General features: G+C 72.4%; 10 protein-coding genes. 4 read left to right on the top strand and 6 right to left on the bottom strand.

The genetic code is table 11. The features are described from left to right. Positions 1-119 precede the first annotated feature (119 nt). The 3 genes from ACFV6I_RS20520 to ACFV6I_RS20510 all read right to left on the bottom strand — a co-directional run bounded on the left by ACFV6I_RS20520 (position 120) and on the right by ACFV6I_RS20510 (position 4,375). A complete protein-coding gene (locus ACFV6I_RS20520) occupies positions 120-1,313 on the bottom strand; it encodes an RtcB family protein (protein WP_380426789.1) in 1,194 nt (397 codons plus the stop codon). 315 nt (positions 1,314-1,628) lie between these two features. After that, positions 1,629-2,993, bottom strand: coding sequence for a pitrilysin family protein (locus ACFV6I_RS20515; RefSeq protein WP_063351412.1), 1,365 nt, complete (start codon positions 2,991-2,993; stop codon positions 1,629-1,631). Positions 2,994-3,013: 20 nt separating this feature from the next. Next, positions 3,014-4,375 carry a pitrilysin family protein gene (locus ACFV6I_RS20510; RefSeq protein ID WP_063349371.1) on the bottom strand — a complete coding sequence of 454 codons (1,362 nt, stop codon included), beginning with the start codon at positions 4,373-4,375 and terminating at the stop codon, positions 3,014-3,016. 250 nt (positions 4,376-4,625) lie between these two features. Here ACFV6I_RS20510 and ACFV6I_RS20505 point away from each other — a divergent pair, with 250 nt between their 5' ends. Together ACFV6I_RS20505 and ACFV6I_RS20500 are read left to right on the top strand one after the other, a co-directional pair. Further along, on the top strand, positions 4,626-7,076 hold the full coding sequence (locus ACFV6I_RS20505; RefSeq protein ID WP_063349370.1) for a DNA topoisomerase (ATP-hydrolyzing) subunit A: 2,451 nt from the start codon (positions 4,626-4,628) through the stop codon (positions 7,074-7,076). Between the two features lie 94 nt (positions 7,077-7,170). Then, positions 7,171-8,073, top strand: coding sequence for a sucrase ferredoxin (locus ACFV6I_RS20500; RefSeq protein WP_363374274.1), 903 nt, complete (start codon positions 7,171-7,173; stop codon positions 8,071-8,073). Positions 8,074-8,223: 150 nt separating this feature from the next. Here the strand turns inward: ACFV6I_RS20500 and ACFV6I_RS20495 are convergent, their stop codons facing one another. From ACFV6I_RS20495 to ACFV6I_RS20485, 3 genes are all read right to left on the bottom strand, one after another. Next, complete coding sequence (locus tag ACFV6I_RS20495) at positions 8,224-9,300, bottom strand: ABC transporter substrate-binding protein (RefSeq protein ID WP_063349368.1); 1,077 nt, start codon at positions 9,298-9,300, stop codon at positions 8,224-8,226. 125 nt (positions 9,301-9,425) lie between these two features. Further along, on the bottom strand, positions 9,426-10,301 hold the full coding sequence (locus ACFV6I_RS20490; protein ID WP_063349367.1) for an ABC transporter permease: 876 nt from the start codon (positions 10,299-10,301) through the stop codon (positions 9,426-9,428). Continuing rightward, complete coding sequence (locus ACFV6I_RS20485; RefSeq protein WP_063349366.1) at positions 10,291-11,115, bottom strand: ABC transporter ATP-binding protein; 825 nt, start codon at positions 11,113-11,115, stop codon at positions 10,291-10,293. Before ACFV6I_RS20485 ends, ACFV6I_RS20490 begins: the two co-directional genes overlap by 11 nt. Before the next feature lie 220 nt (positions 11,116-11,335). Here ACFV6I_RS20485 and ACFV6I_RS20480 point away from each other — a divergent pair, with 220 nt between their 5' ends. Together ACFV6I_RS20480 and ACFV6I_RS20475 are read left to right on the top strand one after the other, a co-directional pair. Further along, positions 11,336-12,931: an ATP-binding protein gene (locus tag ACFV6I_RS20480; RefSeq protein WP_380336346.1), complete on the top strand. Its 1,596-nt coding sequence runs from the start codon at positions 11,336-11,338 to the stop codon at positions 12,929-12,931. Further along, the gene (locus tag ACFV6I_RS20475; RefSeq protein WP_063349364.1) at positions 12,931-13,620 is read left to right on the top strand and encodes a response regulator; all 690 of its coding nucleotides are present in this window, start codon (positions 12,931-12,933) and stop codon (positions 13,618-13,620) included. The genes ACFV6I_RS20480 and ACFV6I_RS20475 overlap by 1 nt, the downstream gene beginning before the upstream one ends. Positions 13,621-13,764: the final 144 nt, after the last annotated feature.

Below are 13,764 nucleotides of genomic sequence, written 5' to 3'. Positions count from 1 at the left end.
GGGCGAACGCTCACGAGCTGAATGGTCCTAAAGTGGCTATTGGTCGCCCCCACACGTCCTAGTTTATTACCGACGGGGTGACGGCGGCCCCCGGCTTGGTGGGGGCCCGCCTCATTCGATCACCCCTTGACGCAGACGACCTGCATGAGGTGGGCGATCGGCTCGACGAGATCGGTCTGCTGTGCCATGACTTTCTCGATCGACTTGTACGCGCCCGGGATCTCGTCCACGACGCCGCTGTCCTTGCGGCACTCCACGCCCTTGGTCTGCTCCACCAAGTCCTGCGTGGAGAACCGCTTCTTCGCCGCGCTGCGGCTCATCTTGCGGCCGGCACCGTGCGAGGCCGAGTTGAACGACGCCTCGTTGCCCAGCCCGCGCACGATGTACGAACCGGTGGCCATGGAGCCCGGGATGATGCCGTAGTCGCCGGTCCGGGCGCGAATCGCGCCCTTGCGGGTCACCAGCAGGTCCTGGCCGTCGTACCGCTCCTCCGCCACGTAGTTGTGGTGGCAGCTGATCTCGTCCTCGAAGGTCACCTGCGCCTTCGGGAGCTCGCGGCGTACGACGTCCTTGAAGAGAGCCATCATGATCGAGCGGTTGTGCAGCGCGTATTCCTGCGCCCAGAACAGGTCCTGCCGGTAGGCCGCCATCTGCGGGGTCTCCGAGATGAACACCGCGAGGTCACGGTCGATCAGCCCCTGGTTGTGCGGCAGCGACCGGGCCACACCCATGTGGTACTCGGCCAGTTCCTTGCCGATTCCACGAGAACCGGAATGCAGCGTCAGCCAAACACTTTTCTTATCATCGACACATAGTTCAATGTGGTGATTCCCTCCCCCGAGCGTCCCCATCTGCTGCATCGCCCGCTCGCGGCGCCACTTGACCTCCCCGGCCACGCCGTCGAAGCGGTGCCAGAAGTCGTCCCAGCCCGCCGTTCGGAGGCCGTGCAGCTTGGTGGGGTCGACGGGGTCGGTGTGGAGGCCGCGGCCGACCGGGATGGCCTGCTCGATCTTGGAGCGGAGGCGGGACAGGTCGTCGGGGAGGTCCTCGGCGGTGAGGGAGGTCTTCACCGCGCTCATGCCGCAGCCGATGTCGACGCCGACCGCCGCCGGGCAGACGGCGCCCTTCATGGCGATGACGGAGCCGACGGTCGCGCCCTTGCCCAGGTGGACGTCGGGCATCACGGCGAGGCCGTGCAGCCAGGGCAGGGAGCTGATGTTGCGCAGCTGCTGCAGGGCCTGGCCCTCGACGGTGGCCGGGTCGGTCCACATCCGGATCGGGACCCGGATTCCGGGCACCTCGGTGTACGTCATGGTTGAACGACCTCCAGCGGTCGGGTGGTTCGGGGAAGGGGGTGCCGCGCGAAGAAGCCCGGTGCGGCTCGGGGAAGTTCGGGGGTGGGGCTCAGGCGCCCTGGGCACAGGGGGAGGACGGCCTTGGGGAGCGTCGGCGTATGGCTCGCTCGACCCGCATGGTGACCGCCTCCCTTCGTTCGTCGTCGTTCGTCGTCGTTCGTCCGTCTGTGCCGGGGATATCTATCCACGGAACGCCGCTGGCCCGCAACGGATTTAACAACGCGACGGCCCGGCGGAGCGGGTGCTCCACCGGGCCGCACGGGAACCGCGGGGTCAGCTGACGACGGTGACCTCGCCGATGCCGAGGGCCCGCACGTCGTCGGCGATGACGGAGGCGTCGCCGACCAGCACGGTGACCAGGCGGTCCGGCGGGAAGGCGGCGACGACGGCCTCGGTGGCGGCGGCGGTGGGCAGTTCGGCGAGCTGCCGGTAGACCTCGGCCTGGTAGTCGTCCGCGAGGTACTGCTCGACCTGGTCGGCCAGGGTGCCGGCGACCGAGCCCGCGGTCTCGTACTTCAGCGGGGCGACGCCGACCAGGAACTGCACGGCCTCGTCGCGCTCGGCGTCGGTGAGGCCCTCGGCGGCGAGGGTGCGCAGGATGGTCCAGGTGTCGGCGAGCGCCGGGGCGGTGGAGGCGGTGTCCACCGAGCCGCTGATGGCGAGCAGCGAGCGGCCGCTGCCGTCGGCGGCGGAGCGCAGCGGCTGGGCGAAGGAGCGGACGCCGTAGGTGTAGCCCTTCTCCTCCCGCAGGACGCGGTCGAGGCGGGAGGTGAGGGTGCCGCCGAGGCAGTAGGTGCCGAGGATCTGGGCGGCCCAGAGGGGGTCGTGGCGGTCGGGGCCGATGCGGCCGATGAGGAGTTGGGTCTGGACGGAGCCGGGGCGGTCGACGATGACGACGCGGCCGCGGTCGTCGGCGGTGACGGGGGCGTGGGCGGAGGGTTCGGCGGTGTTGCCGGTCCAGGTGCCGAGGGTGCTCTCCAGGAGGGCGGGCAGGTCGGTGCCGGTGAGGTCGCCGACCACGACGACGGTGGCGGTGGCGGGGCGCACGTGGGCGTCGTAGAAGGCCTTGACGGCGGCCCGGTCGATGGCCTTGACCGTGTCGGCGGTGCCGCTGCGGGGCCGGGAGAGGCGGTCGGCGCCGTCGAAGAGCTCGGCGTAGAGGGCCTTGGCGGCGCGCCGCGCGGGGTTGGCCTGCTCGTGGACGATCTCGTCGAGGCGGTTGGCGACGAGGCGCTCGATCTCGTCCTCGGGGAGGGCGGGGGCGCGCAGGGCGTCGGCGAGCAGGGAGAGGCCGCGCTGCAGGCGGGAGGCGGGGACCTCCAGGGAGACGCGGATGCAGGGGTGGTCGGCGTGGGCGTCGAGGGTGGCGCCGGCGCGTTCGAGTTCGGCGGCGTACTCCTCGGCGGTGAGGGTGTCGGTGCCCTCGCTGAGGGCGCGGGCGAGGATGGCGGCGATGCCGTCGAGGCCGTCGGGTTCGGCGGCGAGCGGGGCGTCGAGGAGGACCTCGACGGCGACGAGCTGCTGGCCGGGCCGGTGGCAGTGCAGGACGGTGATGCCGTTGCCGAGGGCGGCGCGCTCGGGGGCGGGGAAGGCCCAGGGGCCGGGGGTGCCGGGCTCGGGCTGGGGGTGGAACGTCATGGCGGGGACGTAGTCGGTGCTCATGCGGCGGCACCCTCCTCATCGGTGGCGGCGGGGGCGTCGGTGTCGTCGGCCGTGGTGGGCTCGTAGACGAGGACGGCCCGGTTGTCGGGGTGGAGCCGGGCCTTGGCGACGGCCTGGACCTCCTCGGCGGTGATGTCGAGGACCTTGGGGAGGGCGTCGTTCAGGAGCTTGGGGTCACCGAACAGGACGGCGTAGCGGCAGAGTTCGTCGGCGCGGCCGGCGACGGTGGTGAGCCGGTCGAGCCATTCGCGCTCGATCTGGGCCTGGGCCCGTTCGAGTTCCTCGGGGGTGGGGCCTTCGGCGGCGAAGCGGGCGAGTTCCTCGTCGACGGCGGCGTCGATCTGCTCGATGGTGGCGTCGCCGGAGGTCTTGACGTCGAGCCAGCCGAGGCTGGGGGCGCCGGCGAGGCGGAGCAGGCCGAAGCCGGCGGCGACGGCGGTGCGGTCGCGGCGGACGAGCCGGTTGTAGAGGCGGCTGGACTCGCCGCTGCCGAGGATGGTGAGGGCGAGGTCGGCGGCGTCGGCGTCGCGGGTGCCGTCGTGCGGGAGGCGGTAGGCGGCCATCAGGGCGCGGGAGGGGACGTCCTCGTGGACGTGCTCGCGCAGTTCGCTGCCGATGGTGTCGGGGAGTTCGCCGGAGCGAGGCGGCTGCTTGCCGTCGTGGGAGGGGATGCTGCCGAAGTACTTCTCGACCCAGGCGATGGTCTGCTCGGGGTCGATGTCGCCGACGACGGTGAGGACGGCGTTGTTGGGCGCGTAGTAGGTGCGGAAGAACGCGCGGGCGTCGTCGAGGGTGGCGGCGTCGAGGTCGGCCATGGAGCCGATCGGGGTGTGGTGGTACGGGTGGCCGTCGGGGAACGAGAGCGCGGTGAGCTTCTCGAAGGCGGTGCCGTAGGGGACGTTGTCGTAGCGCTGACGGCGCTCGTTCTTGACGACGTCGCGCTGGTTCTCCATGGACGTCTCGTCGAGGGCGGCGAGCAGCGAGCCCATGCGGTCGGCCTCCAGCCAGAGGGCGAGCTCCAGCTGGTGGGCGGGCATGGTCTCGAAGTAGTTGGTGCGCTCGAAGCTGGTGGTGCCGTTGAGCGAGCCGCCGGCGCCCTGGACGAGCTCGAAGTGCCCGTTGTTGGAGACGTTGGCGGAGCCCTGGAACATGAGGTGCTCGAAGAGGTGGGCGAGGCCGGTGCGGCCCTTGACCTCGTGCCGGGAGCCCACGTCGTACCAGAGGCAGACCGCGGCGACCGGGGTGAGGTGGTCCTCGGAGAGGACGACGCGCAGGCCGTTGGCCAGGCGGTGCTCGGTGATGGCGATGGCAGCGCCATGTCCTCCGGTGGAGGCGGATGCGGGGGCCGGGTTGGCCATGCGCTCGGGTCCTTCCCGTCGTCGATGTCGGGGTTCGTGTGGCGTCCCCCATTGTGGTGCAACGCGCGGGGGGCGTGTTCGTGTCCCGCGCAGACGGGGCGTTCGCCAGGGGCGGAAGAGGGGCGCTGGCCGGGAGTGTCGGCGCGAGGGTCCACAATGGGGGCGCCGAGCCCTGTTGACGGGGGTCGGTGGATGGACGTCAGAGACTGACCGAGACACAGCAAGCGAGACGTAAGGGAGCCCCGCCGCGATGGCCCGCCGCAGTTCGCAGACCCCGCCGCCCGGAGACTTCGAGGAGCGGATCCTCGATGTCGACGTCGTGGACGAGATGCAGGGCTCCTTCCTGGAGTACGCCTACTCGGTGATCTACTCGCGTGCGCTTCCGGACGCGCGGGACGGTCTGAAGCCGGTGCACCGCCGGATCCTGTACCAGGCCAACGAGATGGGCCTGCGGCCGGACCGCGCGCACGTGAAGTGCGCCCGTGTGGTGGGCGAGGTGATGGGCCGGCTGCACCCGCACGGCGACGCGTCGATCTACGACTCGGTCGTCCGGATGGCGCAGCCGTTCTCGATGCGGCTGCCGCTGATCGACGGGCACGGGAACTTCGGTTCGCTGGGCAACGACGACCCGCCGGCGGCGATGCGCTACACGGAGTCGCGGCTGACGGCGGCGTCGATGGCGATGGTGGAGTCGATCCACGAGGACACCGTCGACTTCGGTCCGAACTACGACGGCAGCGAGCAGGAGCCGTTGGCGCTGCCGGCGGCGTTCCCGAACCTGCTGGTGAACGGCGCGACGGGCATCGCGGTCGGCATGGCGACGAACATGCCGCCGCACAACCTGTCCGAGGTGGTGGCGGCGGCCCGGCACCTGATCAAGCACCCGACCGCGGACCTGGACACGCTGATGCGGTTCGTGCCCGGTCCGGACCTGCCGACGGGCGGGCGGATCGTGGGCCTGTCGGGGATCCGGGACGCGTACGAGTCGGGCCGCGGCACCTTCAAGATCCGGGCGACCACGACGGTGGAGGCGGTGACGGCGCGCCGCAAGGGCATCGTGGTGACCGAGCTGCCGTACAACGTCGGCCCGGAGAAGGTCATTTCGAAGATCAAGGACCTGGTCAACGCGAAGAAGCTGCAGGGCATCGCGGACGTCAAGGACCTGACCGACCGCGAGCACGGGCTGCGGCTGGTGATCGAGGTGAAGAACGGCTTCGTGCCGGAGGCGCTGCTGGAGCAGCTGTACAAGCTGACGCCGATGGAGGAGACCTTCGGCATCAACAACGTGGCGCTGGTGGACGGCCAGCCGCTGACGCTGGGGCTGAAGGAGCTGCTGGAGGTCTACGTCGACCACCGGTTCACCGTGGTGCGGCGGCGCAGCGACTTCCGCCGGCGCAAGCGGGAGGAGCGGCTGCACCTGGTCGACGGTCTGCTGGTCGCGCTGCTCGACATCGACGAGGTCATCGCGATCATCCGGTCGAGTGACAACGCGGGGCAGGCGAAGGAGCGCCTGATGGAGCGCTTCTCGCTGTCGGACACGCAGACGGCGTACATCCTGGACACTCCGCTGCGGCGGCTGACCCGGTTCGACCGGGTGGAGCTGGAGCAGGAGAAGGCGAAGCTGAACGCGGAGATCGCGGAGCTGACCGAGATCCTGGACTCCGACTCCCGGCTGCGCAGCGTGGTGTCGTCCGAACTCGGCGCGGTGGCGAAGCAGTTCGGGACGGAGCGGCGGACGGTGCTGCTGGAGGCGGGGGCGGCGCCGTCGGCGGCGCTGTCGGTGCCGCTGGAGGTGGCGGACGACCCGTGCCGGGTGCTGCTGTCGTCGACGGGCCTGCTGGCGCGGACGGCGGACGGGGAGCCGTTCGAGCTGTCGGAGAAGCGCTCGAAGCACGACGTGATCGTGTCGGCGGTGCCGGCGACGGCGCGGGCGGACGTGGGTGTGGTGACGTCGGCGGGCCGGGTGCTGCGGCTGCCGGTGATCGATCTGCCGGCGCTGCCGCCGACGCCGTCGCCGACGCTGGCCGGCGGGGCCGCGGTGGGCGAGTTCCTGCGGCTGGAGGCCGGGGAGCGGGCGCTGGCGCTGACCACGTTGGACGAGTCCTCGCCGGGGCTGGCGCTGGGCACGGTGCAGGGCGTGGTGAAGCGGGTGGTGCCGGAGTGGCCGGCGAACAAGGACGAGTTCGAGGTGATCGCCCTCAAGGAGGGTGACGAGCTGGTGGGCGCGGTCGAACTGCGCACCGGCGAGGAGGACTTGGTCTTCATCGCTTCGGACGCGCAGCTGCTGCGCTATCCGGCGGGGCAGGTGCGCCCGCAGGGCCGTCCGGCGGGCGGCATGGCGGGGATCAAGCTGTCCGACGGGGCGCGGGTGCTGTCGTTCACGGCGGTGGATCCGGCGGCGGACGCGGTGGTGGTCTCGGTGGCGGGGGCGTCGGGGACGCTGGCCGGCGAGGAGCAGACGTCGTGGAAGGTGACGCCGTTCGAGCAGTACCCGCGCAAGGGCCGGGCGACGGGCGGCGTGCGCTGCCAGCGGTTCCTGCGCGGCGAGGACGGTCTGACGTTCGCCTGGGCGGGCGTGGCCCCGGCCCGGGCGGCGTCCGACAAGGGCGCGCCGGTGGACCTGCCGGAGCGCGACCCGCGCCGTGACGGTTCGGGCACGCCGGTGACGGCGCCGATCGCGGTGGTGGCCGGACCGGCGTAGGGCGCAGGCGTCGTGGAGGAGGGGTGCCGGAGCCGTCCGGCACCCCTCTCCGTCGTTCGGGGGCACGGCGGGTGCCGAGGGTAGCCTTGCCCGGGTGAGCACCTGTGCGACGTTGTCGCGTGAACTGTCGGAGCCGCTGACCGCCACCGCCGCGGTGGCGACCACCTGGCTGCTGGTGGAGCAGAACGGGCCGTGGGGCGCGAAGGCACTCGGGGAGAGCCATCTGGACCCGGCGACAGGGCGGGCGCTGGACGCGGCCGCGGCGGGCACCGGGGTGCGGGTGGCGCTGATCCGGCGGCCGGGGCGGCACGCGGACTGCCTGCCGACGGCGCGGCACGAGGTGGTCGTGGCGCACACGGTGCCGGGTCGCGGCTGGGTGCGCCGGGCGGAGGTGGCCGATCCGGCGGAGCTGCTGGAGCTGGACTTCGCGGCGCTGGGCGTCGGCGACCACGGCGGTTTCGGGGTGGAGCACGTCGGCGGCCCGTTGGCGCTGGTGTGCACCAACGGGCGGCGGGACCGCTGTTGCGCGCTGCTGGGCCGCCCGTTGGCGGCGGAGCTGGCGGCGGCCGGGCACAGCGAGGTGTGGGAGGTGACGCACCTGGGCGGGCACCGCTTCTCCCCCACGATGCTGGTGCTGCCGTACGGCTACGCGTACGGGCGGCTGACGGCGGAGGCGGCCAAGGAGGTGCTGGCGGCGACGGCGGCCGGGCACATGGTGCCGGCCTGGTCGCGGGGCTGTTCGGGCTGGGAGCGTCCGGGTCAGGCGGCCGAGCACGCGGTGCGGCTGGCGACCGGGGAGACCGGGGTGGACGCGCTGACGCTGTCCCAGCGGCCGGACGGCGCGGGCCGTTGGCTGGTCTCGGTGCTGCACCAGGACGGCCGGGCCTGGGAGGTGGACGTGATCGAGGCGGTGAGCGAGCCGGCGCGTCCGGAGAGCTGCGGCAAGGCGGCGGGGACACCGTCGCGGATGGACGTGCTCTCGGTGCGGGGCCGGTAGCGGGACGGCAGCGCGCCGGCAGGGTCTTCAGCAGGTCGGGAGCGCGCGGGCGGCCCCGCGCCCGTGGGGGTGAGCGCGGGACCGGAGCGCGCGGGCGGCCCGCGCCTGCTGTCCACGGAGGTGCGCGGGGCCGTCACGTCGGGTGTCGGCTCAGCCGGTGACGGCCTTGCCGACGAACTCGGTGGTGTAGGTGCGGGAGAGGTCGATGGTGCCCTCCTTGCCCTTGACGTCCGGGTGGAAGGCGGCAAGCACGGCGAGGACGGTCTTGGGGCCGTCGGCCGGCATCACCCCGTCGGTGGTGAACATCGGCAGGGTCGCCTTGATCGCGGCCGCGTACTGCTCGGCGCCGCCCTGCGCGTAGTCGGCGGGCATCTTCGCGGCGATCTCCTCGGGGCTGTGTGTGGACATCCACTTGAGGGTCTTGACGAAGGCGTTGGCGAGCTTCTGGGTGGTGTCCTTGTTCTTCTCCACCCAGTCGGTGTTCATGTAGAGCGAGGACGACGGGTAGAGGCCGCCGAGGGCGTCGCGGGAGCCCTCGGGGGTACGCATGTCGTAGAGGATCTTGCCGAGGCCCTTGTCGAGGACGTTGGCGACGGTCGGGTCGGTGGTCATCCCGCCGTCGATGCTGCCCTGTTGGAGCGCGGCGATGAAGGTCTGGCCCGCGCCGACCGCGATCGGGCTGAACTCGCTGACGGCGGTGCCGTTCTTGACGGCGAGGTACTTGGTGAGGAAGTCGGTGGAGGAACCGATGCTGGTGACGCCGAGCTTCTTGCCCTTGAAGTCGGCGCCGGACTTGATGGCGTCGGCCTGCTTGGTGGAGACGAGTTCGACCTCGCCGGGGGCCTGGGAGAACTGCACCACGGACTCGACGATCTTGCCCTTGGCCTGGAGGTCGATGGTGTGGTCGTAGAAGCCGACGGCGCCCTGGACGTCGCCGGCGAGCAGCGCGGTGGTGGCGTTGACGCCGGCGGGCTCGCTCATCAGCTCGACGTTGACGCCGGCGTCGGCGAAGAAGCCGAGCCGCTGGGTGAGCATCGCGGGCAGGTAGATGACCTTGTCCAGGCCACCGACCATGATCTTGACCTTGGGTCCGTCGACCTGCCGGCCGGCCGGGGCGGCGGCGCCGTGGGTGGTCGTGGCGGCGTCGTTGGCGCAGGCGGAGAGCGGGAGGAGCAGGACGGCGGCGAGGGCGGCCGCGGCGGATCTGCCGATCGGGTTCGGGCGCATGGGTGGGGGGTGCCTCTCTCTGCGAGGGGGGATCAGCGGCACAAGGGGGTTCAGCGGCGCGGGGGGTTCGCGACGCAGGAGCGTGGGGGTTCAGCGACGCAGGACGGTTCAGCGACGCAGGGGATTCAGCGGCCGTCGCCCGCGTCGGCGGGCTTCCAGCGGAACAGCTTCTTCTCGGCGAAGGTCAGCAGCCCCTCGGTGAGCAGCGCCACGACGGCGAGGATGGTCATGGCGGCGTACACGCCGGCCGCGTTGAAGGTGCCCTGGGCGGCGGCGACGAGCAGCCCGAGGCCCTTGGTGGCGCCGATGTACTCGCCGACGATGGCCCCGATCAGGGCGAAGCCGAAGCTGACGTGCAGGCTGGTGAAGATCCAGGTGGTGGCGGCGGGGATGACCACCTGGAGGGTGACCTTGCGGCCGTCGGCGCCGAGGATGCGGGCGTTGGAGACGAGGTTGCGGTCCACCTCGCGGGCGCCCTGGAAGGCGTTGAAGAACACCGGGAAGAACACCAGGACGACGGCGGAGGCGACCTTGGAGGCCGGGCCGAGGCCGAACCAGATCAGGAAGATCGGGGCGAGCACGATCCGCGGGATCGCGTTGAGCACCTTGATGTAGGGCCCGAACACGTCGGCCAGGAAGCGGACCCGGCCGAGCGCGATGCCGAGCAGCACACCGCAGATGACGCCGATCACCCAGCCGGTGAGGGCCTCGTAGAGGGTGTAGCCGATCTGTTCGCCGAGCGAGCCCTGCGCGGTGCCGTGGGTGATCCACTGCCAGATCTGGTCCCAGATCTTCGACGGCTGCGAGAAGTTGAACGGGTCGATGACGTCGGTGCGGGCGCAGACCTCCCACAGTCCGAGGAAGGCGACCAGGACCGCGACCCGGGCCCCGTAGACGGTCAGCCTCCGGTTGCGGGCGGCCCGTTCGCGGGCCTCGGTACGGCTGGCGGGGGCGGCCGCCGGGGGCTTGTCGGCGACGGCCGACGCGGTCTCAAGCGGCACGACCCGCTCCTCTCTCCCGGGTGATGCGCACCTCTTCGCCGAGCGAGGCCCAGATCTCGCGGTACAGCTCGACGAACCTCGGTTCCAGCCGGACGGCCTCCACGGTGCGCGGTCGTGGCAGGTCGACGGTGAAGATCTCCTTGACGGTGGCCGGTCCGGCCGTCATGACGACGACCCGGTCGGCGAGCGCGATGGCCTCGTCCAGGTCGTGGGTGACGAAGACGACCGACGCGGCGTTCCCGGAGGACCTGGTCCCGGCCCACAGCTCCAGCAGCTGGTCGGACATCAGGGCGCGGGTCTGCACGTCCAGCGCCGAGAACGGCTCGTCCATCAGCAGGATGTCCGGGTCGTTGACGAAGGTCTGGGCGAGCGCGACGCGCTTGCGCATGCCGCCGGACAGCTGGTGCGGGTAGCGGTCCTCGAAGGCGGCGAGGCCGACGCGGCCCAGCCAGTCCCGGGCCCGTTCCCTGGCCTCGGCGGTGGGCACGCCGCGGAAGCGCGGGCCGGCCATCACGTTGGACAGGACGGTGCGCCAGGGGAAGACGGCGTCCTGCTGGAAGACGAAACCGACCTTGGGGTGGATCCCGCGGACCGGCTCGCCGTCCACCCGGACCTCGCCCTCGGTGGGCTCCTCCAGGCCGCTGACCAGGGTCAGCGTGGTGGACTTGCCGCAGCCGGTGGGCCCGACGACGGCGACGAACTCGCCTTGGGCGACGGTCAGATCGAGATCACGGACGGCGGTGTGCAGGGCCCCGGACGGGGTGCGGAACCGTTTCGTCGCGCCAGTCAGCTCGATCGCCGGGGTTGTGCTCATTCAATCCTCCCGGGTCTGTGCTTGCCCCGGAAAGGTAGGAGCGGGCGGGGCCCGGGCGGGAGCCTTCTCGGCGTACTGCGGTTTCTCCGCATTGAGGGGTGTTCTGCTCCTTTTGCTTCCGCTACAACTGCGGGGACGCGGCTGACAGAAACACGCCGGAAACGTAGGGTGTCCCGACCCTGACGTACCCGCCCCCCACAGCCGCCGAGAGGAGGCCCGGATGAAGCTGCCCCGCTGGCCCCGCCGGGTCTTCGCGCAACTGCTGCTGAGCCAGACCGTCGTCACCGTCGGTGTCACCACCGTGACCGCCGGCCTGTTCCTGGCCCCGGTCAGCAGCGAGCTGGACCACGACGCGATGCAGCGGGCGCTGTCGATCGCCCAGGCCACCGCCACCGACGAGGCGATCGCCCGAGCGGCCGACGCCCGGGACTCGGCGACCGCTCAGCGCAACGCCGAGCAGATCCGGCTGGCCACCGGCGCGAGCTTCGTGGTGGTCACCGACCTGGACGGGATCCGGCTCTCGCACACCGACCCGGAGCGGATCGGCCACCGGGTCAGCACCGACCCGGAGCCGGCGCTCAGCGGGCTCAGCGTCACCGCGATGCAGCAGGGCACGCTGGGCCGCACCGCGCGCGGCAAGGTGCCGCTGCGGGTCGCGGACGGCCGGATCGTCGGCGAGGTGTCGGTCGGCATCAGCGACGACTCGATCCGCCGCCGGCTGCTGAAGATGCTCACCGGGATCCTGCTGTGCGCGGGCGCGGGCCTGGCCGCGGGGACGGTCGCCACGCTGGCGCTGGCCCGGCGGCTGAAGCGCCGCACCCACAACATCGCGCTGGCCGACATCTCGGCGCTGCTGGTGGAGCGGGAGGCGATGCTGCACGGCATCCGCGAGGGCATGGTGGCGCTGGACGAGCGCGGCCGGATCCGGCTGGCCAACGACGAGGCGGTGCGGCTGCTCGGCCTGCCGGAGGACTGCACCGGGCGGCCGATCGACGCGGTGCTGCCGCCGGGCCGGCTGTCGGACGTGCTGACCGGGCGGATCACCGGCGCCGACCTGCCGGCGGTCCGGGACGACCGGGTGCTGGTGGTCAACCGGATGAGCACGGCCGAGGGCGGCGCGGTCGTGACACTCCGCGACCGGACCGAACTGGAGTCGCTGGTCCGGGAGCTGGACACCACCCGCAGCCTGACCGAGGCGCTGCGCGCCCAGGACCACGAGCACGCCAACCGGATGCACACCCTGCTGGGCCTGCTGGAGCTGGGCCGCCACGAGCAGGCGGTGGCGTTCATCTCGGAGCAGTCCGGTTCGCACGCGGTGGTCGCGGCGCGGATCGCCGAGCAGGTGCAGGATCCGCACGTCGCGGCGCTGCTGGCGGGCAAGACGGCGGTGGCGGGCGAGCGCGGGGTGCGGCTGCTGCTGGCCCCGGCGGCGCACCTGCCGGACGCGGTGGTGGACGCGCGGGCGCTGGTGACGGTGCTCGGCAATCTGATCGACAACGCGGTGGACGCGCTCGCGGCGGGTGGGGGCGGCCGGCTGGAGGTGACGCTGGCGGCGGCCGGCTCCACGCTGCTGCTGCAGGTCGCGGACAGCGGCCCGGGCGTGCCGGAGGAACTGCGCGAGCAGGTCTTCGAGGAGGGGTGGACCAGCAAGGACGCGCCCGCGCACCGTCCGCGCGGGCTGGGGCTGGCGATGGTGCGGCGGCTGGTCGAACGGACCGGCGGCCGGATCGTGCTCGACGCGGGACCGCTCGGCGGCGCCCGGTTCACGGTCGAGCTGCCCGAGGCCCTGCTCACCCCTCAGCTCGTGGAGGCCTGATGATCGACGTACTCGTGGTGGACGACGACTTCCGGGTCGCGGACGTGCACGCCGCGTACGTGGCCAAGGTGCCGGGCTTCCGGGTGACCGGTACCGCGCACTCGGCCGGGGAGGCGCTGGCCGCGCTGGAGCGCCGCCCGGTGGACCTGCTGCTGCTCGACCACCACCTGCCGGACGAGACCGGCCTGGCGCTGGTGCGCCGGCTGCGGGAGCGGCAGGTGGCCTGCGACGTGATGATGGTGACGGCCGCCCGGGACGTGTCGACGGTGCACGCCGCGATGCAGCACGGCGCGCTGCAGTACCTGGTCAAGCCGTTCACCTTCGCCGGCCTGCGGGACAAGCTGGTCGCGTACGCGCAGCTGCGGCACGCGCTGGCCGGCCCGGCGGCCCGGGAGGCCGGCCAGGACGAGGTGGACCGGCTGTTCGCCACCCTGCGCAGCGCCGCCGCCCCGGCCGGCCCGCTGCCGAAGGGGCACTCGGCGCCCACCACCGACCTGGTGCTGGGGGTGCTGCGCCAGGCGGGCCGCCCGCTGTCCGCGCAGGAGGTCGCGGACGCCACCGGGCTGAGCCGCTCGACGGCGCAGCGCTACCTCAAGCAGTTGGAGCGGGACAGCCGGCTGCGGCTGACCCTGCGCTACGGCGACACCGGCCGCCCCGAGCACCGCTACGGCCTGGCGGTCCGGGCCTGACACCACGCCCGGACGTGGGGGGATCACCCCGGCCCCCCCGCCCCCCCGGGGTCCCCAGGGGGCGGCGCCCAACGCCAGGCCCACCACAGGGGGGGCGACACACACACAAGCAAGCAAACGAGCGCCCCGCGGCGAGAGGGGCGC

It is taken from the genome of Kitasatospora sp. NPDC059803, assembly GCF_042732255.1.
Lineage (GTDB): Bacteria > Actinomycetota > Actinomycetes > Streptomycetales > Streptomycetaceae > Kitasatospora.
Note: the sequence above shows the minus strand (reverse complement) of the source record. Positions and strands in the feature narration are given on the sequence as shown.